Origin of the sequence: Salmonella sp. SG203 (assembly GCF_013350575.1) — a bacterium.
GTDB lineage: Bacteria > Pseudomonadota > Gammaproteobacteria > Enterobacterales > Enterobacteriaceae > Salmonella > Salmonella enterica.
This window is the reverse complement of sequence record NZ_SNMT01000007.1, coordinates 199,984-222,793: the sequence shown is the minus strand read 5'-3', so window position 1 is coordinate 222,793 and position 22,810 is coordinate 199,984. Positions and strand designations below refer to the sequence as shown.

The window sequence follows — 22,810 nt, the reverse complement described above, 5'->3', positions numbered from 1 at the left end:
TTTAACATAGTCGGCGTGCCCCGGGCAGTCTACGTGTGCGTAGTGGCGGGTCGGGGTATCGTATTCAACGTGAGAAGTGTTGATGGTGATACCACGCGCTTTTTCTTCCGGAGCGTTATCGATCTGGTCGAATGCACGAGCAGCACCGCCGTAGGTTTTAGCCAGTACGGTGGTGATTGCAGCGGTCAGGGTAGTTTTACCGTGGTCAACGTGGCCGATGGTGCCGACGTTAACGTGCGGTTTTGTACGTTCAAATTTTTCTTTAGACACGGCTATATTCCTTACTATAGCGCTCTCCCCTTCAGGAGAGAGCACGGGATTTTGGTTTTTAACCCTGCGGCTTATTTACCACGGGCTTCGATTACGGCCTGAGCAACGTTGTTCGGCGCATCATCATACTTCAGGAATTCCATAGTGTACGATGCGCGACCTTTGGTCAGAGAACGCAGCTGAGTTGCATATCCGAACATTTCAGACAGCGGTACTTCAGCGTGGATCTTAACGCCTGTAACTTCAGATTCCTGACCTTTGAGCATACCACGACGGCGGCTAAGGTCGCCGATAACGTCACCGGTATTCTCTTCAGGTGTTTCTACTTCAACCTTCATGATCGGCTCAAGCAGAACTGGTTTTGCTTTCTTAAAGCCTTCTTTAAAGGCGATAGACGCAGCCAGTTTAAACGCCAGCTCAGAGGAGTCAACGTCATGGTAAGAACCGAAGTGCAGACGCACACCGAGATCAACTACCGGATAACCCGCCAGCGGGCCAGATTTCAGCTGCTCCTGGATGCCTTTATCAACGGCCGGGATGTATTCGCCAGGAATTACACCACCTTTGATGTCGTTGATGAACTCGTAACCTTTCGGGTTAGAGCCCGGCTCCAGCGGGTACATGTCGATAACAACATGACCATACTGACCGCGACCACCAGACTGTTTCGCGTGTTTACCTTCGATGTCGGTAACTTTCGCGCGAATCGCTTCGCGGTAAGCAACCTGAGGTTTACCCACGTTCGCTTCAACGTTGAATTCACGCTTCATACGGTCAACGATGATATCCAGGTGAAGTTCACCCATACCAGCGATGATGGTCTGGTTAGATTCTTCATCAGTCCATACGCGGAATGACGGGTCTTCTTTCGCCAGACGGCCCAGAGCCAGACCCATTTTTTCCTGGTCAGCTTTGGTTTTCGGTTCTACCGCGATGGAGATTACCGGCTCAGGGAATTCCATACGTTCCAGAATGATCGGGTTTTCCGGATCACACAGGGTGTCACCGGTAGTCACGTCTTTCAGGCCGATAGCAGCCGCGATGTCGCCCGCGCGAACTTCTTTGATCTCTTCACGTTTGTTAGCGTGCATCTGAACGATACGACCGAAACGCTCACGTGCGGTTTTCACGGAGTTCAGTACGGTATCACCAGAGTTAACCACACCGGAGTACACACGGAAGAAGGTCAGGTTACCCACAAACGGGTCGGTAGCGATTTTGAACGCCAGCGCAGAGAACGGCTCGTCGTCGCTTGCGTGACGCTCAGCCGGAGTATCTTTACCGTCGTCCAGAATACCGTTGATCGCAGGTACGTCTACCGGGGATGGCAGGTAATCAATTACCGCATCCAGCATCGCCTGAACACCTTTGTTCTTAAATGCAGAACCACAGGTTACCAGGATGATTTCGTTGTTCAGAACGCGCTGACGCAGAGCTTGTTTGATCTCTTCTTCAGTCAGTTCTTCACCACCCAGGTATTTTTCCATCAGCTCTTCAGAAGCTTCTGCGGCGGACTCGATCAGGTTCTGGTGCCATTCGTTAGCCAGGTCCTGCATGTCAGCCGGGATATCTTCGTATTCGAAGGTAACGCCCTGGTCGGCATCGTTCCAGTTGATGGCTTTCATTTTCACCAGGTCAACAACGCCGGTGAAACCTTCTTCAGCACCAATTGCCAGCTGCAGCGGAACCGGGTTCGCGCCCAGACGGGTTTTGATCTGACCAACAACTTTCAGGAAGTTCGCGCCCATGCGGTCCATTTTGTTAACGAACGCAATGCGCGGAACTTTGTATTTGTTTGCCTGACGCCATACGGTTTCAGACTGCGGCTGAACACCACCAACTGCGCAGTAAACCATTACCGCACCATCGAGAACACGCATGGAACGTTCTACTTCGATAGTGAAGTCAACGTGCCCCGGGGTGTCGATGATGTTGATGCGATGCGGTTCATACTGCTTAGCCATACCAGACCAGAATGCAGTAGTCGCTGCGGAGGTGATAGTAATACCACGCTCCTGCTCCTGCTCCATCCAGTCCATGGTAGCTGCGCCGTCATGAACTTCACCGATTTTGTGGTTTACACCGGTGTAGAACAGAATACGTTCGGTAGTAGTGGTTTTACCGGCGTCGATGTGCGCACTGATACCGATATTACGGTAGCGTGCGATGGGTGTTGTACGAGCCATTTGATTCCTCGTTGATATCTTTAGGCGTTCAGTTAAGTTATCCAAAACGGGCGACTTACCTGAAGCGCCCGCCTGGTGACTATGACTCCGAAGGGATTACCAACGGTAGTGTGCGAACGCCTTGTTGGCTTCTGCCATACGGTGAACGTCTTCACGTTTCTTAACTGCAGTACCTTTGTTTTCTGCAGCGTCAAAAAGTTCGTTCGCCAGGCGCAGAGCCATGGATTTATCACCGCGTTTACGAGCAGCTTCTACGATCCAACGCATTGCCAGAGCATTACGACGGACCGGACGGACTTCAACTGGTACCTGATAAGTAGAACCACCTACACGGCGGGATTTAACTTCTACAGTCGGGCGAACGTTTTCGAGAGCGACTTCGAAAGCTTCCAGTTCAGATTTACCAGAACGCTGAGCCAGGGTCTCCAGCGCGCTGTATACGATTGATTCTGCAGTAGATTTTTTACCATCTACCATCAGGATATTGACAAATTTAGCCAGCAGTTCTGATCCGAACTTCGGATCCGGCAGAATTTTACGCTGACCAATGACGCGACGACGTGGCATGGAAATACTCCGTTGTTAATTCAGGATTGTCCAAAACTCTACGAGTTTAGTTTGACATTAATTTAAAACGTTTGGCCTTACTTAACGGAGAACCATTAAGCCTTAGGACGCTTCACGCCGTACTTAGAACGAGCTTGCTTACGGTCTTTAACGCCGGAGCAGTCAAGCGCGCCACGAACGGTGTGGTAACGAACACCCGGGAGGTCTTTAACACGACCGCCACGGATCAGGATCACGGAGTGCTCCTGCAGGTTGTGACCTTCACCACCGATGTAGGAAGTCACTTCAAAACCGTTAGTCAGACGAACACGGCAAACTTTACGCAGTGCGGAGTTCGGTTTTTTAGGAGTGGTAGTATATACACGAGTACATACGCCACGTTTTTGCGGGCATGCTTCCAGCGCAGGCACGTTGCTTTTCGCAACTTTGCGAGCACGTGGTTTGCGTACCAGCTGGTTAACTGTTGCCATTAAATAGCTCCTGGTTTTAGCTTTTGCTTCGTAAACACGTAATAAAACGCCCTCACACAATATGAGGACGCCGAATTTTAGGGCGGTGTCGAAAAGGTGTCAAGAAATATACAACGATCCCGCCATCACCAGGCCATCTGGTTGGCATACTTAACCGTGAGTCTGACAAACTCAGTATAGTCAACCCTGACGACACTGTCTGAAATTTGACCACCCAGGCCACGGGCGTCAATGTCTTCTTTCAAGGCATAGACCGTTATGGGGGCATCGCGCAGACTTTCAAGGAAGCGGTTACCTTCAATCGCGACGGTAACGCCATCCTGGAGCAACAAAAGCGCATCGCCCTCTTTTAGCAGGCGCAGCAAAGCGGGAAAATCAACGCCCGAGGCGCAATGAGGTAAGGTATGCAGCATAAACGCCTCAGAATCTCAGGATGACATCATAGTTGCCAAGCTCGCGGCGTAACGCCACGGGTTCCAGCGGCGTGGCGTCTACCACAAAATTAACGTTCTCCAGACCACGCTCGCGCAGCGATGCCGCGCAGATCCAGCATTGATCAATATCGTACAAATCAAAGAGCTTGAAAGTAGCAATATAGTCACGCGCCAACACAGCGTCTGGTTTTTGTCCCGGTAATAACTGAAAGACGCCGTCGCTGATAAAAAAGACGCCCAGCGCTTCCGTTAGCGCTGACGTCGCCAGCAGCGCATCCAGCCCTTCACGGCCTGAGGCGCTGCCGTGCGGCGCGGTGGAAAAGACAAATGCAATACGTTTCATTAAAACTGCACCACCCGATCGCAGGTGAGAGATGCCTCCGCCAGCGCGCCCAGCCCGCTTAGCGTAAAGCCCGGCTGAAGATTGGCGGACGGCAACTCCAGTCTGCCAGCTTCAGTTTCATCAATAATACCGCGACGAAGCGCCGCCGCGACACAGATGTTCAGCGCTACACCATGCTGCGTATTCAATTTCTGCCAGGCGCGTACCAGATCATATTCATCGCTCGCCGGTGAGGTCAGGAGATTGGCGTTATAGACACCTTCCCGATAGAAAAAGACGCTGGCTAACTCATGCCCCTCATTGAGCAGCGCGTGGGCGAACTGCAATGCGCTGCTGGCCTGCTGGGTGCCATATGCCGGCCCGGTGACCATAATGGCATAACGCATTATTTATCCTGCCCCTGAAAATCGCCGCTTTTGAACTGGCGAATATAGAGGTAAACCGTGTGTTTTGAGATATTCAGACGATCGGCTACCTGGTTAATGGCGTCTTTAATATCGAAAATGCCTTTTTCGTACAGGTTAAGGACGATCTGACGATTTTTCGCATTGTTAGAAACATTACGATCGGCATTCACTTCTTCGATCGTGAACTCCAGCGTCTGGGTGACTAAATCTTCGACTGAGGAGGCAAAATTAACCGCTGAGCCGACTTCCGGCGTTTCCGGCGGAATAAAGGTATTCATAATCTGTGAAAATGGCACATCAAGATTCATGTTGATGCACAGTAGACCAATGACGCGCTGCTCGCGGTTGCGAATGGCAATCGTCAACGACTTCATCAAGACACCGCTTTTCGCGCGCGTGAAATAGCATTTCGACACGCTACTGTCCGCCCCTGTCATGTCGTGCAGCATGCGCAACGCCAGGTCGGTAATCGGCGAGCCAATTTTACGGCCCGTATGTTCGCCATTGGCAATACGAATGGCTGAACATTTTAGATCCTGCAAAGAGTGCAATACGATTTCACAATGGGAACCTATAAGCATCGCTAACCCGTCCACTACCGCTTCGTAGGATTTCAGAATATCGAAGTCGGTTTGCTCGAAGGGACGCTGATCCAGCAAATCAAGTTCACTGGTTTCGTTGGTTAAAAGCGACCTGGACATGAAAAAAAACACTCCTTTTCAGGAGCCTGTCGTTATGTTTTCAGGGCAGGCTCATTATTTACGCGGATGATTAAATTAATACAGTGAGGGTTCATCTTTCCAGTACTAATTTGCTCGTCTATTTCAGACTACGTGTGCGTTGGCGGTCATTCAGCCTACGGTCTCGCCCTTAACGACCAGCGCAAGCGCCGTTATCCGCAAATCAAATTATGGTGAGTAATATATCCGGCCTGAATAAAAAAAACCGCCGCTATTACAAGCGGCGGCTCTCAGTTTTTATTTTTTAGCAGCATCTGCGGCTTTAGCGTCAGCCGCATCGGCAGGTTTAGCATCCGCTTTCGGCGCTGGTTTGATATCCAGCAGCTCTACGTCGAATACCAGGGTGGAGTTCGCCGGGATACCCGGAACGCCCGTTTTACCGTAGGCCAGCGCCGGTGGGATAACCAGCTTGATCTTGCCGCCTTTCTTAATATTTTTCAGGCCTTCAGTCCAGCCAGGGATAACGCCGTCCAGACGGAAGGAGAGCGGTTCGCCGCGCGTGTAAGAGTTATCAAACTCTTTACCGTCGATCAGCGTACCTTTGTAGTTCACCACAACGGTATCGCTATCTTTCGGCGCCTCGCCTGTGCCTTCTTTCTCTACTTTGTAAAGCAGACCGGTAGAGGAGGTTTTCACGCCTTTCTCTTTAGCAAAAGCGTCGCGGAACGTTTTACCTTTTGCTTCGTTATCGGCAGCGTCTTTTTCCATCTTCGCCTGAGCAGCGCTCTTCACACGTGCTTCAAACGTCTGCAGCGTTTGCTCAATTTCCTGATCGGACAGTTTGCTCTTATCGGCAAAGGCATCCTGAACGCCGGCAATCAACTGATCTTTATCCAGTTTGATGCCCAACTTTTCCTGCTCTTTAAGCGAATTTTCCATGTAACGACCCAGCGAGGCGCCCAGCGCATAAGCCGCTTTTTGATCGTCGTTTTTAAATGCTGCTTTGCTATCAGCGGTAGCTGCCGGTTTCGCCGCATCAGCAGCAAAAGTGATCGGTGCGTGCATAGCAACGGCCATCGTAGTTGCCAGCAGCGTGGCTTTAAACAGTGATTTCATCCATATCTCCAGGGCCGGGGCATCTCGCCCCATGTTAACTTACGTAAGAAGCGTACTATAAATCGTTGCAGAACAAATCAACATACGAACACGCCCTATTATCACTTCTTTTCAGACTCTTTTTGTTTAAATTAGTTTCGTAGGGCGCGTAATGGTTGCTGTGAAAGCCGGTAAAGTTAAGTAGAATCCGCCGACGGAGACAACATAAAGAGGTACATCATGCAGGATATCACGATGGAAGCTCGTCTGGCTGAACTGGAAAGCCGTCTGGCGTTCCAGGAGATTACCATAGAAGAACTAAACCTGACGGTAACCGCACATGAAATGGAGATGGCGAAGCTGCGCGATCATCTGCGTTTGCTCACGGAAAAGTTAAAAGCCAGTCAGCCGTCAAATATCGCCTCTCAGGCAGAAGAAACGCCGCCGCCGCATTACTGAGACGAAAAAAAAGCGGGGTTAACCCGCTTTTTTTGTGCCCGATGATTTATCGAACCAATGATAATACCCTAAGGATTTCGAGTCACAGCAAGGCGGCAAGCTTGAAAATTCCCCGGGAGCATAGATAACTATGTGACCGGGGTTTGAAAGCGTAGCCAACACCGCGGTGGCTTGAAAGACGACGGGGATTAATGGCAACCGCAGCCGCCTTTACCACCACCGCCGCAGCAGCCTTCGCCGCCGTGCTCGTGACCATGGTCATGACCATGACCGCCACAGCAGCCATCTTCACCGTGATCGTGGTGGTGATCGTGCGCGCCGTGAACATGACCGTGAGCCAGTTCTTCTTCAGTCGCTTCACGAATCGCAACAACTTCTACGTTAAATTTCAGATTCTGGCCAGCCAGCATGTGGTTACCATCAACCACAACGTGATCGTCTTCCACTTCGGTAATCTCTACCGGTACCGGGCCCTGGTCGGTTTCCGCCAGGAAACGCATCCCTACCTGCAGTTCATCAACGCCCATAAAGACGTCTTTAGGCACACGCTGCACCAGATTTTCGTCATACTGACCGTAAGCGTCGTTCGCGCCAACAGCGACATCAAATTTGTCGCCAACTTCATGGCCTTCCAGCGCGGTTTCCAGACCAGAGATCAGGGAGCCGTGACCGTGCAGGTAATCCAGCGGCGCACTCACCGGAGACTCATCAACCAACACACCGTCTTCTGTACGTACCTGATAGGCCAGGCTGACCACCAGGTCTTTTGCTACTTTCATGATATCTCCTGAGCATGGGAAGAATAGTGGCGCAGATTGTAGCGGAATTCTGCAGCCGTGTACCCCTTAGCTTAAAAAAACCTGCGGCATATCGCTAGTCCGGATGAAAAATCCCGATCACTTGCTCTTCTTTGCGAACATGCTCGCGAACGTCTTTATCCGCTTCCCGCATTTGATGCCCGCACTTAACGCATTCAACAATATCGACATTATTTTCACGCCACATCGCCATTGTGTCCTGCGCCTGACAGGCCGGACATTTCGCGCCTGCAATAAAACGTTTACGGATTGCCATTGTTTTACCCCTACTCAAATTCATCCCAGCCATCCAACTGGCGCCGTTCCTGTTGCATTTCGCGCTGAAAAATCTCCTCCAGCTCGCGTCGGGCCTCTCTGGCGCGCGAAATCTGTACCATGTCGCTATGCTCCGGGATCAGCTCCCGCAACATTCGCATATCCAGCCGGCGAAAATGCAACTGCGCGCGTTGCGCCTGATGCGGATGCATACCTAACGACACCAGAGTTTTACGTCCCAGTTCCAGCGCGCTGGAAAACGTTTCACGGGAAAACTGCGTGACGCCAGCCTGTAATAACTCATGGGCCTCCACACGTCCACGCGCTCGCGCAAGAATATGCAGATGAGGAAAATGCTGCTGACACAGCGCCACCAGCTTCATCGTGTCTTCCGGTTCATTACACGTGATGACTATCGACTCCGCCGCTTCCGCGCCCGCAGAACGCAGCAGCTCGACTTGTGTAGCGTCGCCGTAATACACTTTATAACCATATTTGCGCATCAGATTAACGGCGCCGATATCGCGTTCCAGCACGGTGATACGCATCTTATTCGCCATCAATAAGCGAGCGATCACCTGACCAAAACGGCCAAAGCCGACGACAATCACCTGGGGCTTATCATCCTCAACCCACGGCTTTTCATCATTCTCTTCCGGGCCATTAAGACGGCGCGATAACCACTTATCAATCCCTTTCATCAGTAGCGGCGTGGTCATCATTGATAACGTGACAGTCACCAATAATAACGCCATCTGATCGCCCTGAAACAGGCGCTGAGAAGAGGCGGTAGAAAAGAGCACAAAAGCGAACTCGCCCCCCTGACTCAGCACGCTGGCAAACTGCATCCGTTCAGAACTTCTTATTCCATATAGCCGCGCCAGCAGATACAGCGTCAGCATTTTTATGACGACCAGAATAACAACGCTCGCCGCCACCCACAGTAAATGGGTATAAAGTACGCCGAGATTTAGCGACATACCGACGGAGATAAAGAACAGCCCAAGCAGTAAACCTTTAAAGGGATCGATAGCGTTTTCCAGCTCATGCCGGTATTCACTCTCTGCCAGTAAAACGCCGGCAATGAAGGTTCCCAGGGCCATCGACAGTCCCAGCGCGTCCATAAATAAGGCGGCGCTCAACACCAGCAACAGCGTCGCGGCAGTGAAGACCTCCCGCACGCCGGACGCAGCAATAAAACGAAATACCGGGCGCAACAGGTAACGACCGCCAATCAGCATTACCGCGAAGGCCAGTACCTTCATTGCCACTTTAAACCAGTCGAAATGCTCGTCGGCCGAACCCGCCAACAAAGGCACCAACGCCAGCGCGGGGATCACCGCTAAATCCTGAAACAGTAAGACGGAAAACCCTAACTGCCCGGACTCGCTACGGTTCATGCCTTTCTCGCGCATCAGTTGTAGCGCCATCGCCGTCGAAGACATCGCCAGGCCAATCCCGCCGACGACCGCCGCCTGCCATAAGAAATCAGCAAGCATCAATAATCCCGCCAGCACTGCCGCGCTTAACAGCACCTGAGCAGCGCCGACGCCGAAGATAGAGCGCCGCAGTTGCCAAAGCCGGGACGGATTGAGTTCGAGACCAATGATAAACATCAGAAACACGACGCCCAGTTCGGAAAAGTGCAGGATCTCGTCAACATCGCTGATAAATCCCAGCCCCCACGGGCCAATCGCAATTCCCGCCAGCAAATACCCTAATACCGCGCCGATGCCCAGCCTGGCGGCTAACGGCACCGCCGCTACCGCCGCGAAGAGGAACAACACTCCCGCTGTCAATAAATCAGCACCTTCCATCAATAGCCTCCCGCGCTCACAGGATTCGCCAGCCACTCGCCATAGGCTTTCGCATGACTGGCCAGCGTCTGCGGCGACTGGCGGCGCGCCCAGTACACAATAATGGGCGGCATCCAGTGCATCCGGCACATGGCCGCGGTCAGTTCAAAGGGGCGGAGTACATCGCTCATTGGATAGCGGTTTAGCGCGTCATACCGGTAAGCGCTCTCCGGCTCGCCGGTCGTAATCACGCTACGCCAGTACTTTCCCACCAGTTGGTTTCCCCCTGGTCCGCTGGCGAACCCCCGACTCAAAACGCGATCAAGCCATTCTTTCAGTAAAGCCGGACAGCTATAGGTGTAAAGGGGATGCTGAAAAACAATGACGTCGTGCTCACGTAACAGGGCTTGTTCATAGGGCGTGTCGATAAAAAAATCAGGATAGCGCGCATAAAGATCGTGCACGGTTACGTTATTGTGCTGTATGGCCGGTTTAAGCAGTACCCGGTTAGCAACCGAGTCCTGAGATTCCGGATGGGCATACAACAGCAAGACTTTCGCTGGCTGAGACATCAATCCCCCTCCCGGTTGTTTTGGGTCGATACATGCCATTCTTCAGGCCGCTTTTACGTTGACAGCGTTTGTTCAACTCAGGAACTTACTCCATGTCCGCCGCTGGGGATTAATGAGAGATATTCTTGTCCCTCACCAAAGGCGCCTGAATGATTTTGTGTATCGTTGTTGTTTTGAGCTACCATTGCGCTCCAGCGCGGCGGTACGCCCGAATATTACATTATCATAATGATAAATTAACATAGTCTGAACATACGGCGCCTTATGATTGTTTTCTCCTCGTTACAAATTCGTCGCGGCGTGCGCGTCCTACTGGACAATGCCTCGGCTACCATTAATCCAGGCCAGAAAGTCGGCCTGGTGGGTAAAAACGGCTGCGGTAAATCTACCCTGCTGGCATTGCTAAAAAATGAAATCAGCGCCGATGCCGGGAGTTTTACCCTGCCCGGAACCTGGCAATTAGCGTGGGTGAATCAGGAAACACCTGCGTTGCCTCAGCCAGCGATTGAGTATGTCATTGACGGCGACCGTGAATACCGGCATCTGGAGGCGCAGCTTAACGACGCCAACGAACGTAACGACGGGCATGCTATCGCCTCCATACATGGCAAGCTGGACGCCATCGACGCATGGACCGTTCGTTCGCGCGCCGCCAGCCTGCTACACGGTCTCGGCTTCTCTAACGATCAGCTGGAACGTCCGGTCAGCGACTTTTCCGGCGGCTGGCGGATGCGCCTTAACCTGGCTCAGGCGCTGATTTGCCGCTCCGATTTACTGCTGCTCGACGAACCGACCAACCACCTCGATCTGGATGCCGTTATCTGGCTGGAAAAATGGCTGAAGAGCTATCCGGGCACCCTGATTCTGATCTCCCACGATCGCGACTTTCTTGACCCGATAGTGGATAAAATTATCCATATCGAACAACAGACTCTGTTCGAGTACACCGGCAACTACAGCGCGTTTGAAGTTCAGCGCGCCACGCGCCTGGCGCAACAGCAGGCGATGTATGAGAGTCAGCAGGAGCGTGTGGCGCATCTGCAAAGCTACATCGACCGTTTCCGCGCTAAAGCGACCAAGGCCAAGCAGGCGCAAAGCCGTATCAAGATGCTGGAGCGTATGGAGCTGATTGCGCCGGCTCATGTCGACAACCCGTTCCATTTCAGCTTCCGCGCGCCGGAAAGCCTGCCGAACCCGCTGCTGAAGATGGAAAAAGTCAGCGCAGGTTATGGCGATCGCATCATTCTGGAATCCATCAAGCTGAACCTGGTGCCCGGCTCGCGTATCGGCCTGCTGGGTCGCAACGGCGCGGGGAAATCGACGCTGATCAAGCTGCTGGCGGGCGAACTGGAACCGTTGCACGGTGAAATCGGCCTCGCCAAAGGCATTAAGCTCGGCTACTTCGCCCAGCACCAACTGGAGTTCCTGCGCGCCGATGAATCCCCGCTGCAACATATGGCGCGTCTGGCGCCGCAGGAACTGGAGCAGAAGCTGCGCGACTATCTCGGCGGCTTCGGTTTCCAGGGCGACAAAGTAACGGAAGAGACGCAACGTTTCTCCGGCGGCGAGAAAGCGCGCCTGGTACTGGCGCTGATCGTCTGGCAGCGTCCAAATCTGCTGCTGCTCGATGAACCGACCAACCACCTGGATCTCGACATGCGTCAGGCGCTCACCGAAGCGCTGATTGATTTCGAAGGCGCATTGGTCGTCGTGTCGCACGACCGCCACCTGATTCGCTCCACCACTGACGACCTCTATCTGGTTCACGACAAAAAGGTCGAACCGTTCGACGGCGACCTGGAGGATTATCAGCAATGGCTGAGCGACGTGCAGAAACAGGAAAACCAGGCCGACAACGCGCCGAAGGAAAACAACGCCAACAGCGCTCAGTCACGCAAAGATCAGAAGCGTCGCGAAGCCGAGCTACGCACTCTGACGCAACCGCTGCGTAAAGAGATTACCCGTCTGGAAAAAGAGATGGAAAAGCTCAACGCCCAACTGGCGCAGGCGGAAGAGAAGCTTGGCGACAGCAGCCTGTATGACCCAAGCCGTAAAGCGGAGATGACCGAGTGTCTGCAACTGCAGGCCAGCGCCAAATCCGGGCTGGAAGAATGTGAAATGGCATGGCTTGAGGCGCAGGAGCAGCTTGAGCAGATGATGCAGAACGACTAAGAGCCTATCCCATTAGGCTATTTTATTCGCCATTTTAGGGCCGGGCAGTGCTCGAAATCCTCACGTACTATGTGTACGCTCCGGTTTCTGCGCGCTGTCCGGCCCCAAACTGGCTTCAACAATTACGCCTACTGGGATAGGCTCTAACGCACGTGGCGGACGATGAACCTGTCAATTACCGATGACATTACCTTCCGCAAGCTCACCATCTTAATGATGCTTGTGGAGAAGGGTAACATCGCCCGCACCGCCGAGGCGCTGCACACGCTGGAAGAGAACGTTCGTGGTCCGCTGTTCGTCCATAAAGGCCTCTTAGGTACTCGCCCCGGTATAAAGATTACCGTTGCGGTCGGCAGCACCGGAACAGAAGCCTGCGTTATGTGATTTAGCGGCAAAGGTTGCCGTGATTTATTTTCGTCAGCGCGTCGTTCACGCCAAATAATTTAAACGTCACCTCATCAACGCCAAGATTTTTCAGACGCGCAGTGTGTTTTTTAATATAAGCCTGCGCCGTTTCTTCGGATTCAAACAAGTAAATGCCGCCAGCTTGCTGGTTTTTCTCGCTTTCTGTCCAGATTTTCCAGATGAAGCCCGGCTCCTCATTGATAGACTCCGCCAGCCCGACCAGTTGCTGAGTCATCTCCTCGCCAAAAGGGCCGCTAAAGTTAAAATGGATCTGTAAAAGTGTCTTCGACATGCCTTCTCCTTGAGTCACATAACTATCGTGTTGCCACACTACCACGATTAATTCGGCTGATGCAGGGGTTCACGCGATTTCTGTGGGGTATTGCGCGCGCCTTGCATACCGCCCCCTCTGGTGAAATGAGGCGCAATTTTATTTCGCCAGACGACCAATTGAACGTAAAATCACATATTGACTAATCTGTGAACCTTATGCGCGGTATAGTATTGTTTCCAATTATCAATTGTTCTGGTGCTATGGTTGAGATCACGTCCACAGAAATGACCCCGCCTGTCAATGACTCGCATGAATTTATTCCCATGCGTGGCATTCGTAATCGCCATTTACAAACTATGCTGCCGCGCTTAATCCGCCGCAAAGTGAAGTTCAACGCCCACTGGCAGCGGCTGGAGCTACCGGACGGCGATTTTGTCGATCTGGCATGGAGCGAAGAACCGCAACAGGCAAAGCATAAACCGCGGCTGGTGGTCTTTCACGGTCTGGAAGGCAGCCTGAACAGCCCCTATGCCCACGGGCTGATTGAGGCGGCGCAAAAGCGCGGCTGGCTGGGCGTGGTGATGCACTTTCGCGGCTGTAGCGGCGAACCCAACCGTCTGAATCGTATTTACCACTCCGGTGAAACGGAGGACGGAGCCTGGTTTTTACGCTGGCTACAGCGGGAGTTCGGCGCCGTTCCGACAGCCGCCGTGGGCTATTCGCTCGGCGGTAATATGCTGGCGTGCCTGCTGGCGAAAGAAGGCCGCGATATTCCCATCGAGGCGGCGGTGATTGTTTCTGCGCCCTTTGTTCTCGAAGCCTGTAGCTACCACATGGACAAAGGGTTTTCCCGCGTCTATCAGCGTTATTTGCTTAATCTGTTAAAAGCGAATGCGTCACGCAAGCTGGCGGCGTATCCCGGGTCGCTGCCGGTGAATCTGGCGCAACTGAAATCAATGCGCCGAATTCGCGAGTTTGACGACCTGATCACCGCGAAAATTCACGGCTTTGCCGACGCCATCGACTACTATCGTCAGTGTAGCGCCATGCCGTTGCTTAACCAGATTGCTAAACCGACGCTGATTATTCACGCTAAAGACGATCCGTTTATGGATCATCACGTGATCCCTAAAGCGGAAGATCTGCCCCCGCAGGTGGAGTATCAGCTGACTGAGCATGGCGGACACGTAGGATTTATCGGCGGTACGCCGCTGCGCCCTGAAATGTGGCTGGAACGCCGAATTCCTGACTGGCTGACAACGTACCTGGAGGCGTCATCATGATCATTCCCTGGCAGGGGCTCGCCCCCGACACGCTGGACAACCTGATCGAAAGCTTTGTGTTGCGCGAAGGCACCGATTATGGTGAACATGAACGTTCGCTTGAACAAAAAGTCGCTGACGTAAAACGCCAACTGCAATCCGGCGAGGCCGTGCTGGTATGGTCTGAATTACATGAAACGGTCAATATTATGCCGAAAAAGCAGTTTCGCGAATAAAACGCCTTTGCCGACAATACATTATTACTAAAGCTCAATCATGGAGTTGCCATGTCAGCCAAACATCCGGTGATAGCAGTAACAGGGTCAAGCGGCGCGGGGACCACCACCACCAGCCTCGCGTTTCGTAAAATTTTCGCGCAGTTAAATCTGCACGCCGCCGAGGTGGAAGGCGACAGTTTTCATCGTTACACCCGCCCGGAAATGGACATGGCGATCCGCAAAGCGCGTGACGCCGGGCGGCATATCAGCTATTTCGGGCCTGAAGCCAATGACTTCAGCCTACTGGAACATACCTTTATTGAGTACGGGCAGACGGGTAAAGGCCAGTCGCGTAAATATCTGCATACCTATGATGAAGCCGTACCGTGGAATCAGGTTCCCGGCACGTTTACGCCCTGGCAGCCGCTTCCCGAACCGACCGATGTGCTGTTTTATGAAGGACTGCACGGCGGCGTCGTCACCCCGCAACATGATGTCGCGCGTCATGTTGATCTGTTGGTTGGCGTGGTGCCTATCGTCAACCTTGAGTGGATTCAGAAACTGATTCGCGACACCAGCGAGCGCGGACACTCCCGTGAAGCGGTGATGGATTCCGTGGTGCGTTCCATGGACGACTACATCAATTACATTACGCCGCAGTTCTCGCGTACCCATATCAACTTCCAGCGCGTACCGACCGTCGACACGTCCAATCCGTTCGCCGCAAAGGGTATTCCCTCGCTGGATGAGAGTTTTGTGGTGATCCATTTTCGCAACCTGGAAGGGATCGATTTTCCCTGGCTCCTGGCGATGCTCCAGGGCTCGTTTATTTCTCACATTAATACATTAGTGGTGCCGGGCGGCAAAATGGGGCTGGCGATGGAGCTGATTATGTTGCCGCTGGTGCAACGATTAATGGAAGGCAAAAAAATCGAATAACCGCGGTGAAATGCCCGATGGCGCTACGCTTATCGGGCCTACGAGATAAAAACGGGTAGGCCGGATAAAGCCACGCCGCCATCCGGCATCACATGTTACGCCGCAATCACTTCATACGAATGGGTAATATTGACCGCTTTTTCCAGCATTAGCGCCACCGAGCAATATTTTTCCGCGGAGAGATCGACAGCGCGCGCGACGGCAGCCTCTTTCAGATCGCTGCCGGTAACGATAAAATGCAGATTAATGTGCGTAAACAGGCGCGGCGCGTCTTCCCGGCGCTCGGATGTCAGCTTCACTTCGCAGTTGGTGACATTCTGACGGCCCTTTTGCAGGATTGATACCACATCAATAGCGCTACATCCGCCAGCCGCCATTAATACCATCTCCATCGGACTCGGCGCTTTGTCACCGGAGTTGCCATCCATTAAAATCTGGTGGCCGGAGGAGGACTCTCCGAGGAACGTGAGCCCTTCAACCCACTTTACACGCGCTTGCATATTTCGTAACTCCAATGTTTCAATTTTCCTGAAAGATTACGCGCATACAACAAAAGTCGCAATGGAAGGCGACCTGGGTCATGCTGAAGCGAGACACCAGGAGACACACGGCGAAAGCTATGCTAAAACAGACAAGATGCTACAGTAATACATTGACGTACTGCATGTATGCAGAGGACATCACATTACAGGCTACAATCTATTTTCGTAGCCCCCTTCCCAGGTAGCGGGAAGTATATTTTTGCAACCCCAGAGACAGTGCCGTTTTCTGGCTCTGGAGACAGCTTATAACAGAGGATAACCGCGCATGGTGCTTGGCAAACCGCAAACAGACCCGACTCTTGAATGGTTCTTGTCTCATTGCCACATTCATAAGTACCCGTCAAAGAGCACGCTGATTCACCAGGGTGAAAAAGCAGAAACGCTGTACTACATCGTTAAAGGCTCCGTGGCAGTGCTGATCAAAGATGAAGAAGGGAAAGAAATGATCCTTTCTTATCTGAATCAGGGTGATTTTATTGGTGAACTGGGCCTGTTTGAAGAAGGCCAGGAACGCAGCGCCTGGGTACGTGCGAAAACCGCATGTGAGGTCGCTGAAATTTCCTACAAAAAATTTCGCCAATTAATCCAGGTCAACCCGGATATTCTGATGCGCCTCTCTTCCCAGATGGCTCGTCGCTTACAAGTCACCTCTGAAAAAGTAGGTAACCTCGCCTTCCTTGACGTCACCGGGCGTATCGCTCAGACGCTGCTGAATCTGGCGAAACAGCCCGATGCCATGACGCACCCGGATGGGATGCAGATCAAAATCACCCGTCAGGAAATCGGCCAGATCGTCGGCTGCTCCCGCGAAACCGTTGGTCGTATTTTGAAAATGCTGGAAGATCAAAACCTGATCTCCGCGCATGGCAAGACCATCGTCGTCTACGGCACCCGTTAATTCCGTCAGAATGGCGCGTTTTATCATGCGCCATTTTTGTTTGCATCGATGTGGCGAAGACTGATTTATCACCCAGAGATTAATTACGCACTACGGCAAACGCTGGTGCTGTGTCTGCCTGTGGCTGTCGGTTTATTGATAGGCCAGCTACACCTGGGCTTGCTTTTCTCTCTCGTTCCCGCCTGCTGCAACATTGCAGGTCTGGATACCCCGCACAAACGTTTTTTTAAACGCCTGATCATCGGCGCGTCGCTGTTCGCCGGATGCAGTCTGGTAACGCAACTTCTGCTGGCGGAATCCATCCCCCTGCCGTTGATCCTGACCGGGCTGACGCTGGTGCTTGGCGTGACGGCGGAAATTAGCCCGCTTCACGCGCGGCTACTGCCAGCGTCGCTGATTGCCGCCATCTTTACCCTGAGTCTTGCGGGATACATGCCCGTCTGGGAGCCGCTGCTCATTTATGCGCTGGGCACGCTATGGTACGGCGTGTTTAACTGGTTTTGGTTCTGGCTATGGCGCGAACAGCCGCTGCGCGAGTCATTGAGTTTGTTATACCGTGAACTGGCCGATTATTGTGAAGCGAAATACAGCCTGCTCACCCAACATATCGATCCGGAAAAAGCGCTGCCTCCCCTGCTGATACGCCAGCAAAAAGCGGTCGATCTCATTACCCAGTGTTACCAACAGATGCATATGCTTTCGGCGCACAACAATAATGATTACAAGCGTCTACTACGGGCTTTTCAGGAAGCGATGGATTTGCAGGAACACATCTCCGTCAGCTTGCATCAGCCGGAAGAGGTACAGAAACTGGTAGAACGCAGCCATGCGGAAGAGGTGATTCGCTGGAATGCGCAAACGGTCGCCGCCCGTCTGCGCGTGCTGGCGGATGACATTCTTTATCATCGTCTGCCGACGCGCTTCTCCATGGAAAAACAGATTGGCGCTCTGGAGAAGATCGCCAATCAGCATCCTGAAAATCCGGTAGGCCAGTTCTGCTATTGGCACTTCAGTCGAATCGCCCGTGTGCTGCGTACTCAGCGACCGCTGTACGCCCGCGACCTGATGGCCGATAAACAGCGTCGTTTGCCGCTACTTCCGGCGCTGAAAAATTATATGTCTCTTAAATCGCCGGCGCTACGCAACGCCGGACGCATCAGCGTGATGATGAGCATCGCCAGTCTGATGGGCAGTGCGTTGCACCTGCCTAAACCGTACTGGATACTCATGACGGTGCTGTTTGTCACCCAAAACGGCTATGGCGCGACACGCGTGCGTATTCTGCACCGTTCGGTCGGAACGCTGGTCGGCCTGGTGATTGCCGGCGTCACGCTGCACTTACATATTCCCGAAAGCATTACGCTGGCGGTCATGCTGGTACTAACGCTGGCAAGTTATCTGATTATTCGTAAAAACTACGGCTGGGCGACGGTCGGCTTTACGGTGACGGCGGTATACACCATCCAGTTACTGACGTTAAACGGAGAGCAGTTTATTGTGCCGAGGCTGATCGATACGCTGATTGGCTGTTTAATTGCCTTTGGCGGCATGGTCTGGCTGTGGCCGCAATGGCAAAGCGGGCTATTACGTAAAAACGCCCATGATGCGCTGGAAGCCGATCAAGAAGCTATCCGACTGATCCTCAGTAACGATCCGCAGGCCACCCCGCTCGCTTATCAAAGAATGCGGGTCAACCAGGCGCATAACACGTTATTCAACTCGTTAAATCAGGCAATGCAGGAACCCGGATTCAATACCCACTATCTGTCGGATATGAAACTATGGGTCACGCACAGCCAGTTTATTGTCGAGCATATCAACGCCATGACGACGCTGGCGCGGGAACACACCATGCTGACGCCGGATCTGGCGCAGCGCTATCTGGAATCTTGCGAGATTGCGATTCAGCGCTGCCAGCAGCGCCTGGAGTACGACAGGCCAGGCGGCTCCGGCGATGTCAACATTCTGGAGTCGCCGGACATGCCGTCACATGGCTTATTGAGCACTCTGGAACAACATTTACAGCGCATCATTGGCCATCTGAACACCATGCACACCATTTCGTCGATGGCCTGGCGTCAGCGTCCGCATCACGGTATCTGGCTGAGTAAGCGGCTACGGGATACAAAAGGTTAAGACCGACTGCCGGATGCGCTACGCTTATCCGGCAATCCGCCATCAGGCAACCACCTTTCCTACCGCCTGCGCAAAGCGCTGCATTCCTTCATTGATATCCGCCTCTTCCACCACCAGCGACGGGGCAAAACGCATCACGTCTGCTCCGGCATTGAGCACCATCACACCGGCCTCCGCGCCTGCGTACAGAAAATCGCGCGCCCGACCTTTATACTTCGGCTTCAGTTCCGCGCCAATCAGCAGCCCCATGCCGCGAATATCGCTGAAAATGTCAAATTGCTCGTCAATCGCCTGCAAATGTTGCACAAACTGTTGCCGCTTAGTGTGAATGCCTTGTAGTACCTCTGGCGTATTAATAATATCGAATGCCGCGCCAGCCACCGCACAGGCCAGCGGATTGCCGCCATAGGTTGAACCATGCGAACCAACATGGAAGGCCGAGGCGATCTCCTGCGTGGTCAGCATGGCGCTCACCGGAAAACCGCCGCCTAACGCTTTGGCGCTGGTGAGGATATCCGGCGTGACGCCGTAGTGCATATAGGCAAACAGGTCTCCGGTGCGCCCCATCCCGCACTGCACTTCATCAAACACCAGCAACGCCTGATGCTCGTCACACAGGTCGCGTAACCCTTTGAGGAATTCCGGTGTAGCCGCCTGCACGCCGCCTTCACCCTGAATCGGCTCGACCACCACCGCGCAGGTGTGGTCATCCATTACCGCTTTCACCGCATGAAGATCGTTGAAGGGAACGTGAACAATATCGGCGGGTTTCGGCCCAAAGCCGTCGGAATATTTCGGCTGCCCGCCTACAGAGACGGTAAACAAGGAACGGCCATGAAAAGCGTTATGGAAGGCAATGATTTTCGTTTTGAACGGGCTATGGCGCACGCAGGCATAATGACGCGCCAGTTTAAAAGCGGTTTCGTTCGCTTCGGTGCCAGAATTCATAAACAGCACGCGCTCGGCAAACGTGGCGTCGATCAGTTTACGTCCCAGACGCAACGCCGGTTCATTGGTAAAAACGTTACTGGTATGCCACAAGGTTTCCCCCTGGGATTTCAGCGCCTCGACCAGCGCCGGATGGCAATGGCCCAGCGCAGTCACTGCAATCCCGCCGGCGAAATCGATATACTCTTTGCCCTGCTGATCCCATACGCGGCTGCCTTTACCTTTGACCGGAATAAAGTCCGCCGGTGCATAAACAGGCAGAATCACCTCATCAAAAGTTGCGCGCGTAATAGCCGTTTGTTCAGTTGCCATATCATTACCACCCGGTTAAGCAGAAAATTCAGTGAAATTATACTCACAAAATATGAATAAAAAATCACTCAATGACAACCATTAATCAACGTTGAAGAAAATTTTCCAGTAGCGCGTGTCCCTGTTCGCTAAGAATACTTTCCGGGTGGAACTGCACGCCTTCCAGATCCCACTCGCGGTGGCGAATGCCCATAATCTCCTGCGTTTCGCTCCAGGCGGTGATCTCAAAACACTCTGGCAACGTGGCAGGGTCGACAATCAGCGAGTGGTAACGTGTCACGGTTAACGGGCTGGGCAATCCCCGAAACACGCCCTGTCCATTATGCGTAACAGGTGACGTTTTACCGTGCATCACTTTCGCTGCCCGCACCACCGACGCGCCAAAGGCCTGCGCCATCGCCTGATGACCCAGGCAAACGCCCAGCATCGGAATACGTCCGGCATAATGGCGGATGACCGCCAGTGAAATGCCAGCGTCATTTGGCGTACAGGGGCCAGGAGAGATAACGATTTTTTGCGGGTTCAAAGCGTCAATGTGCGCCAGCGTCAGCGCATCATTGCGCCGAACCTGCACTTCCGCGCCCAGTTCACAAAAATACTGGTAGAGGTTCCAGGTAAAGGAATCATAGTTATCGATAAGCAGGATCATGGCGGCTCCGGGTCAGTAGAACCGCCCTATTTTACTCAGTTTCGCGAGCTTCGCTTATCGCTTTCTGAAAAATCGCCCGCAAAGCGGAGAGATCGCCCATCGCGCCGCTCTGGTTCGCCTGCTTCCATGTTTCAACCGCAATACCTTGCCAACTCAGCGCGTAGCCTGCATGTAGCGCCAGTTGTTCAAAGAAGATGCGCTGCGCCAGCCCGCTCCCCAAACGAAACGGATGAAGCACATTAATTTCACAGTAGTAATGCGCCAGCCGCTCGACAAACTTCTCGTGCGCCAGACCAACCAGGTAGCCCTCTTCTTCCAGATCCTGCATCAGAGCGTTGCCCTCTTTTTCGATATAGGCAAAGTGGCAGAAACGGGTATCGCCCTGGTAAATATCGACCTCCCGCAGTTGCCCTGCCCAGTCGAAAATATCCTGATAGAGCTGGCGATGAATCGCGCACAGATGAGGCAAGCCGCGTATCAGCGGCCCCAGTTCAATCGTGGCGGCACGGAGCGCGGTCATTTCATATGCCGCTTGCGCCAGTCGCTGGGCCTGATGAATCCCCAGCCGATTACGCATCACATTCAACCCCGGATAGAGGTACGGATCGCGCCCTTCGCCAAATTTATCGCTCATAGTGCCTCCGAAGCTCGTCAAGACGTGCCAGCGCTTCATCGGCGGTCAGGGTTACTAAGGGGATCTCAATACCTTCGAGACGGCAGCTTTGCTGGAAGTTAACGTTGCGCCGCTGTTCCCAAAAGCGTGACTTTTGTTTATCGGTAAGTTTCTTCACCTGGCCTCCCTGAATATGCCTGTGCTTGACCACAAGTATAAACAGCAATTTCAGGTTACGCTGAGACAGGGAGAAAACGCGGGCGGCTCGCACCCGCGCAGGCATGTTTTATGGCAGGACTTTCGCGGAAAGGATAACGACTGGTTTTGTCGGCACATTCTGATAAGGCCCGACATCGTGCGTCGGTACCTGTGAGATTTTATCGGCGACATCCATACCTTTTACCACTTTACCAAATACCGCATAGCCAAAGTCGCGCTGGCCGTGGTCGAGAAAAGCGTTATCCGCGACGTTAATAAAGAACTGGCTGGTGGCGCTGTCTTTATCTGCGGTGCGAGCCATCGCGATCGTGCCGCGAGTATTACGCAGACCGTTGTCGGCTTCATTCTTAATCGGCGGATTCGGTTTCTTCTGCTGCATCTGCTCGTTAAAACCACCACCCTGAATCATAAAGCCAGGAATAACGCGGTGAAACGTAGTGTTGTTATAGAAACCACTGTTGACGTAATCGACAAAGTTTTTCACAGAAACCGGCGCTTTCTGGCTGTTCAGCTCCAGCTCAATATTCCCGGCGGAGGTGGTTAACAGCACATGAGGATCACCTTTTGCTGCCAACGCTACGGGAGAAAGAGCAGAAAGAGCGAAAACAGCTGCGACAGCCGCCAGAGTCGATTTGAGCATGAGATTTCCTTAAAGAGAGCAGAAATAAAGCAAGTGGAATGATTCTAAAGAGCCTTCCTGGGCCAGGCCAGCCCTTTACCTAATTTTACGTACATGAAACAAATGTAACGTTACGACGCAACGCCTTGTCCTTGCAATATGATGTGACAAACATCACATTAAAAAATGTAATGAACATTACTATCACTAATAATTATTTAAATGCATCACAAAAGCGCCTAAAATCTGCCC

General features: G+C 52.8%; 28 protein-coding genes. 8 read left to right on the top strand and 20 right to left on the bottom strand.

Going from position 1 to position 22,810, the window contains the following annotated elements; genetic code table 11:
- The 9 genes from HV477_RS13055 to fkpA all read right to left on the bottom strand — a co-directional run.
- A partial coding sequence (locus HV477_RS13055; RefSeq protein WP_000031677.1) for a GTP-binding protein occupies positions 1 to 270 on the bottom strand: 270 nt, incomplete at its 3' end.
- Between the two features lie 71 nt (positions 271 to 341).
- A complete protein-coding gene (fusA, locus tag HV477_RS13050) occupies positions 342 to 2,456 on the bottom strand; it encodes an elongation factor G (RefSeq protein WP_000124693.1) in 2,115 nt (704 codons plus the stop codon).
- Positions 2,457 to 2,552: 96 nt separating this feature from the next.
- Entirely contained in the window at positions 2,553 to 3,023 is a 471-nt protein-coding gene (gene rpsG, locus HV477_RS13045) for a 30S ribosomal protein S7 (RefSeq protein WP_175065041.1), read from the bottom strand.
- Between the two features lie 95 nt (positions 3,024 to 3,118).
- Positions 3,119 to 3,493 carry a 30S ribosomal protein S12 gene (gene rpsL, locus HV477_RS13040; protein WP_000246815.1) on the bottom strand — a complete coding sequence of 125 codons (375 nt, stop codon included), beginning with the start codon at positions 3,491 to 3,493 and terminating at the stop codon, positions 3,119 to 3,121.
- Positions 3,494 to 3,618: 125 nt separating this feature from the next.
- On the bottom strand, positions 3,619 to 3,906 hold the full coding sequence (tusB, locus tag HV477_RS13035; protein WP_000903398.1) for a sulfurtransferase complex subunit TusB: 288 nt from the start codon (positions 3,904 to 3,906) through the stop codon (positions 3,619 to 3,621).
- A gap of 7 nt (positions 3,907 to 3,913) precedes the next feature.
- Positions 3,914 to 4,270, bottom strand: coding sequence for a sulfurtransferase complex subunit TusC (gene tusC, locus HV477_RS13030; RefSeq protein ID WP_000820705.1), 357 nt, complete (start codon positions 4,268 to 4,270; stop codon positions 3,914 to 3,916).
- Positions 4,270 to 4,656 (bottom strand): sulfurtransferase complex subunit TusD, encoded by a 387-nt coding sequence (tusD, locus tag HV477_RS13025; protein ID WP_001268011.1) that lies wholly within the window; start codon positions 4,654 to 4,656, stop codon positions 4,270 to 4,272. The genes tusC and tusD overlap by 1 nt, the downstream gene beginning before the upstream one ends.
- Positions 4,656 to 5,378: a transcriptional regulator gene (locus HV477_RS13020; RefSeq protein WP_000091471.1), complete on the bottom strand. Its 723-nt coding sequence runs from the start codon at positions 5,376 to 5,378 to the stop codon at positions 4,656 to 4,658. Before HV477_RS13020 ends, tusD begins: the two co-directional genes overlap by 1 nt.
- Positions 5,379 to 5,654: 276 nt before the next feature.
- Positions 5,655 to 6,473, bottom strand: coding sequence for an FKBP-type peptidyl-prolyl cis-trans isomerase (gene fkpA / locus HV477_RS13015; protein ID WP_000838225.1), 819 nt, complete (start codon positions 6,471 to 6,473; stop codon positions 5,655 to 5,657).
- A gap of 219 nt (positions 6,474 to 6,692) precedes the next feature.
- On the opposite strand from fkpA, the gene HV477_RS13010 reads away from it, so the two are divergent.
- Complete coding sequence (locus HV477_RS13010) at positions 6,693 to 6,911, top strand: protein SlyX (protein WP_001152701.1); 219 nt, start codon at positions 6,693 to 6,695, stop codon at positions 6,909 to 6,911.
- 188 nt (positions 6,912 to 7,099) lie between these two features.
- On the opposite strand, the gene slyD is transcribed toward HV477_RS13010, so the two are convergent.
- The 4 genes from slyD to kefG all read right to left on the bottom strand — a co-directional run bounded on the left by slyD (position 7,100) and on the right by kefG (position 10,352).
- A complete protein-coding gene (gene slyD, locus HV477_RS13005) occupies positions 7,100 to 7,690 on the bottom strand; it encodes a peptidylprolyl isomerase (RefSeq protein ID WP_000861341.1) in 591 nt (196 codons plus the stop codon).
- 94 nt (positions 7,691 to 7,784) lie between these two features.
- A complete protein-coding gene (locus tag HV477_RS13000) occupies positions 7,785 to 7,985 on the bottom strand; it encodes a YheV family putative zinc ribbon protein (RefSeq protein ID WP_001007735.1) in 201 nt (66 codons plus the stop codon).
- A gap of 10 nt (positions 7,986 to 7,995) precedes the next feature.
- Entirely contained in the window at positions 7,996 to 9,801 is a 1,806-nt protein-coding gene (kefB, locus tag HV477_RS12995; RefSeq protein ID WP_000398133.1) for a glutathione-regulated potassium-efflux system protein KefB, read from the bottom strand.
- The gene (gene kefG / locus HV477_RS12990) at positions 9,801 to 10,352 is read right to left on the bottom strand and encodes a glutathione-regulated potassium-efflux system ancillary protein KefG (RefSeq protein ID WP_000081820.1); all 552 of its coding nucleotides are present in this window, start codon (positions 10,350 to 10,352) and stop codon (positions 9,801 to 9,803) included. The genes kefB and kefG overlap by 1 nt, the downstream gene beginning before the upstream one ends.
- A 264-nt stretch (positions 10,353 to 10,616) precedes the next feature.
- Between kefG and HV477_RS12985 the strand changes: the two genes are divergently transcribed.
- Complete coding sequence (locus HV477_RS12985) at positions 10,617 to 12,524, top strand: ABC transporter ATP-binding protein (RefSeq protein ID WP_000634758.1); 1,908 nt, start codon at positions 10,617 to 10,619, stop codon at positions 12,522 to 12,524.
- Positions 12,525 to 12,686: 162 nt separating this feature from the next.
- Entirely contained in the window at positions 12,687 to 12,908 is a 222-nt protein-coding gene (locus tag HV477_RS12980) for a LysR family transcriptional regulator (protein WP_001054039.1), read from the top strand.
- Position 12,909: 1 nt separating this feature from the next.
- On the opposite strand, the gene HV477_RS12975 is transcribed toward HV477_RS12980, so the two are convergent.
- The gene (locus tag HV477_RS12975; RefSeq protein WP_000047689.1) at positions 12,910 to 13,221 is read right to left on the bottom strand and encodes a monooxygenase; all 312 of its coding nucleotides are present in this window, start codon (positions 13,219 to 13,221) and stop codon (positions 12,910 to 12,912) included.
- 197 nt (positions 13,222 to 13,418) lie between these two features.
- Between HV477_RS12975 and HV477_RS12970 the strand changes: the two genes are divergently transcribed.
- Genes HV477_RS12970 through HV477_RS12960 form a run of 3 tightly spaced genes read left to right on the top strand, consistent with a single transcriptional unit; the run spans position 13,419 to position 15,622 of the window.
- Positions 13,419 to 14,486: a hydrolase gene (locus tag HV477_RS12970; RefSeq protein ID WP_001214115.1), complete on the top strand. Its 1,068-nt coding sequence runs from the start codon at positions 13,419 to 13,421 to the stop codon at positions 14,484 to 14,486.
- On the top strand, positions 14,483 to 14,701 hold the full coding sequence (locus tag HV477_RS12965) for a YheU family protein (RefSeq protein ID WP_000586568.1): 219 nt from the start codon (positions 14,483 to 14,485) through the stop codon (positions 14,699 to 14,701). The genes HV477_RS12970 and HV477_RS12965 overlap by 4 nt, the downstream gene beginning before the upstream one ends.
- Positions 14,702 to 14,752: 51 nt before the next feature.
- Positions 14,753 to 15,622 carry a phosphoribulokinase gene (locus HV477_RS12960; RefSeq protein WP_001274690.1) on the top strand — a complete coding sequence of 290 codons (870 nt, stop codon included), beginning with the start codon at positions 14,753 to 14,755 and terminating at the stop codon, positions 15,620 to 15,622.
- Positions 15,623 to 15,717: 95 nt separating this feature from the next.
- Here HV477_RS12960 and HV477_RS12955 read toward each other — a convergent pair whose 3' ends face one another.
- On the bottom strand, positions 15,718 to 16,122 hold the full coding sequence (locus tag HV477_RS12955; protein WP_001148919.1) for an OsmC family protein: 405 nt from the start codon (positions 16,120 to 16,122) through the stop codon (positions 15,718 to 15,720).
- 307 nt (positions 16,123 to 16,429) lie between these two features.
- Between HV477_RS12955 and crp the strand changes: the two genes are divergently transcribed.
- Both crp and HV477_RS12945 read left to right on the top strand, forming a co-directional pair.
- Positions 16,430 to 17,062, top strand: coding sequence for a cAMP-activated global transcriptional regulator CRP (gene crp / locus HV477_RS12950; protein ID WP_000242758.1), 633 nt, complete (start codon positions 16,430 to 16,432; stop codon positions 17,060 to 17,062).
- A gap of 48 nt (positions 17,063 to 17,110) precedes the next feature.
- The gene (locus HV477_RS12945) at positions 17,111 to 19,198 is read left to right on the top strand and encodes a YccS/YhfK family putative transporter (RefSeq protein ID WP_000269311.1); all 2,088 of its coding nucleotides are present in this window, start codon (positions 17,111 to 17,113) and stop codon (positions 19,196 to 19,198) included.
- 42 nt (positions 19,199 to 19,240) lie between these two features.
- Here the strand turns inward: HV477_RS12945 and HV477_RS12940 are convergent, their stop codons facing one another.
- The 5 genes from HV477_RS12940 to ppiA all read right to left on the bottom strand — a co-directional run bounded on the left by HV477_RS12940 (position 19,241) and on the right by ppiA (position 22,579).
- Positions 19,241 to 20,458 (bottom strand): aspartate aminotransferase family protein, encoded by a 1,218-nt coding sequence (locus HV477_RS12940; RefSeq protein WP_001582879.1) that lies wholly within the window; start codon positions 20,456 to 20,458, stop codon positions 19,241 to 19,243.
- An 85-nt stretch (positions 20,459 to 20,543) separates the two neighbouring features.
- Complete coding sequence (pabA, locus tag HV477_RS12935; RefSeq protein ID WP_000601878.1) at positions 20,544 to 21,107, bottom strand: aminodeoxychorismate synthase component 2; 564 nt, start codon at positions 21,105 to 21,107, stop codon at positions 20,544 to 20,546.
- Between the two features lie 31 nt (positions 21,108 to 21,138).
- Complete coding sequence (locus tag HV477_RS12930; RefSeq protein WP_001280666.1) at positions 21,139 to 21,741, bottom strand: putative adenosine monophosphate-protein transferase Fic; 603 nt, start codon at positions 21,739 to 21,741, stop codon at positions 21,139 to 21,141.
- Positions 21,731 to 21,898 (bottom strand): YhfG family protein, encoded by a 168-nt coding sequence (locus tag HV477_RS12925; protein WP_001620545.1) that lies wholly within the window; start codon positions 21,896 to 21,898, stop codon positions 21,731 to 21,733. The genes HV477_RS12930 and HV477_RS12925 overlap by 11 nt, the downstream gene beginning before the upstream one ends.
- A gap of 108 nt (positions 21,899 to 22,006) precedes the next feature.
- Positions 22,007 to 22,579: a peptidylprolyl isomerase A gene (ppiA, locus tag HV477_RS12920; RefSeq protein WP_000920482.1), complete on the bottom strand. Its 573-nt coding sequence runs from the start codon at positions 22,577 to 22,579 to the stop codon at positions 22,007 to 22,009.
- Positions 22,580 to 22,810 lie beyond the last annotated feature (231 nt).

What these genes read in the sequence shown, in the direction of transcription:
- HV477_RS12965 (WP_000586568.1), top strand. Translation starts at nt 14,483, where the DNA reads ATGATCATTCCCTGGCAGGGGCTCGCCCCCGACACGCTGGACAACCTG.
- tusB (WP_000903398.1), bottom strand. Translation starts at nt 3,906, where the DNA reads ATGCTGCATACCTTACCTCATTGCGCCTCGGGCGTTGATTTTCCCGCT.
- HV477_RS12985 (WP_000634758.1), top strand. Translation starts at nt 10,617, where the DNA reads ATGATTGTTTTCTCCTCGTTACAAATTCGTCGCGGCGTGCGCGTCCTA.
- fusA (WP_000124693.1), bottom strand. Translation starts at nt 2,456, where the DNA reads ATGGCTCGTACAACACCCATCGCACGCTACCGTAATATCGGTATCAGT.
- HV477_RS12970 (WP_001214115.1), top strand. Translation starts at nt 13,419, where the DNA reads ATGCGCGGTATAGTATTGTTTCCAATTATCAATTGTTCTGGTGCTATG.
- rpsG (WP_175065041.1), bottom strand. Translation starts at nt 3,023, where the DNA reads ATGCCACGTCGTCGCGTCATTGGTCAGCGTAAAATTCTGCCGGATCCG.
- HV477_RS12940 (WP_001582879.1), bottom strand. Translation starts at nt 20,458, where the DNA reads ATGGCAACTGAACAAACGGCTATTACGCGCGCAACTTTTGATGAGGTG.
- kefB (WP_000398133.1), bottom strand. Translation starts at nt 9,801, where the DNA reads ATGGAAGGTGCTGATTTATTGACAGCGGGAGTGTTGTTCCTCTTCGCG.
- pabA (WP_000601878.1), bottom strand. Translation starts at nt 21,107, where the DNA reads ATGATCCTGCTTATCGATAACTATGATTCCTTTACCTGGAACCTCTAC.
- HV477_RS12960 (WP_001274690.1), top strand. Translation starts at nt 14,753, where the DNA reads ATGTCAGCCAAACATCCGGTGATAGCAGTAACAGGGTCAAGCGGCGCG.
- HV477_RS13020 (WP_000091471.1), bottom strand. Translation starts at nt 5,378, where the DNA reads ATGTCCAGGTCGCTTTTAACCAACGAAACCAGTGAACTTGATTTGCTG.
- HV477_RS12955 (WP_001148919.1), bottom strand. Translation starts at nt 16,122, where the DNA reads ATGCAAGCGCGTGTAAAGTGGGTTGAAGGGCTCACGTTCCTCGGAGAG.
- ppiA (WP_000920482.1), bottom strand. Translation starts at nt 22,579, where the DNA reads ATGCTCAAATCGACTCTGGCGGCTGTCGCAGCTGTTTTCGCTCTTTCT.
- kefG (WP_000081820.1), bottom strand. Translation starts at nt 10,352, where the DNA reads ATGTCTCAGCCAGCGAAAGTCTTGCTGTTGTATGCCCATCCGGAATCT.
- tusD (WP_001268011.1), bottom strand. Translation starts at nt 4,656, where the DNA reads ATGCGTTATGCCATTATGGTCACCGGGCCGGCATATGGCACCCAGCAG.
- HV477_RS13010 (WP_001152701.1), top strand. Translation starts at nt 6,693, where the DNA reads ATGCAGGATATCACGATGGAAGCTCGTCTGGCTGAACTGGAAAGCCGT.
- HV477_RS12930 (WP_001280666.1), bottom strand. Translation starts at nt 21,741, where the DNA reads ATGAGCGATAAATTTGGCGAAGGGCGCGATCCGTACCTCTATCCGGGG.
- HV477_RS12980 (WP_001054039.1), top strand. Translation starts at nt 12,687, where the DNA reads ATGAACCTGTCAATTACCGATGACATTACCTTCCGCAAGCTCACCATC.
- slyD (WP_000861341.1), bottom strand. Translation starts at nt 7,690, where the DNA reads ATGAAAGTAGCAAAAGACCTGGTGGTCAGCCTGGCCTATCAGGTACGT.
- tusC (WP_000820705.1), bottom strand. Translation starts at nt 4,270, where the DNA reads ATGAAACGTATTGCATTTGTCTTTTCCACCGCGCCGCACGGCAGCGCC.
- fkpA (WP_000838225.1), bottom strand. Translation starts at nt 6,473, where the DNA reads ATGAAATCACTGTTTAAAGCCACGCTGCTGGCAACTACGATGGCCGTT.
- crp (WP_000242758.1), top strand. Translation starts at nt 16,430, where the DNA reads ATGGTGCTTGGCAAACCGCAAACAGACCCGACTCTTGAATGGTTCTTG.
- HV477_RS13000 (WP_001007735.1), bottom strand. Translation starts at nt 7,985, where the DNA reads ATGGCAATCCGTAAACGTTTTATTGCAGGCGCGAAATGTCCGGCCTGT.
- rpsL (WP_000246815.1), bottom strand. Translation starts at nt 3,493, where the DNA reads ATGGCAACAGTTAACCAGCTGGTACGCAAACCACGTGCTCGCAAAGTT.
- HV477_RS12945 (WP_000269311.1), top strand. Translation starts at nt 17,111, where the DNA reads ATGTGGCGAAGACTGATTTATCACCCAGAGATTAATTACGCACTACGG.
- HV477_RS12975 (WP_000047689.1), bottom strand. Translation starts at nt 13,221, where the DNA reads ATGTCGAAGACACTTTTACAGATCCATTTTAACTTTAGCGGCCCTTTT.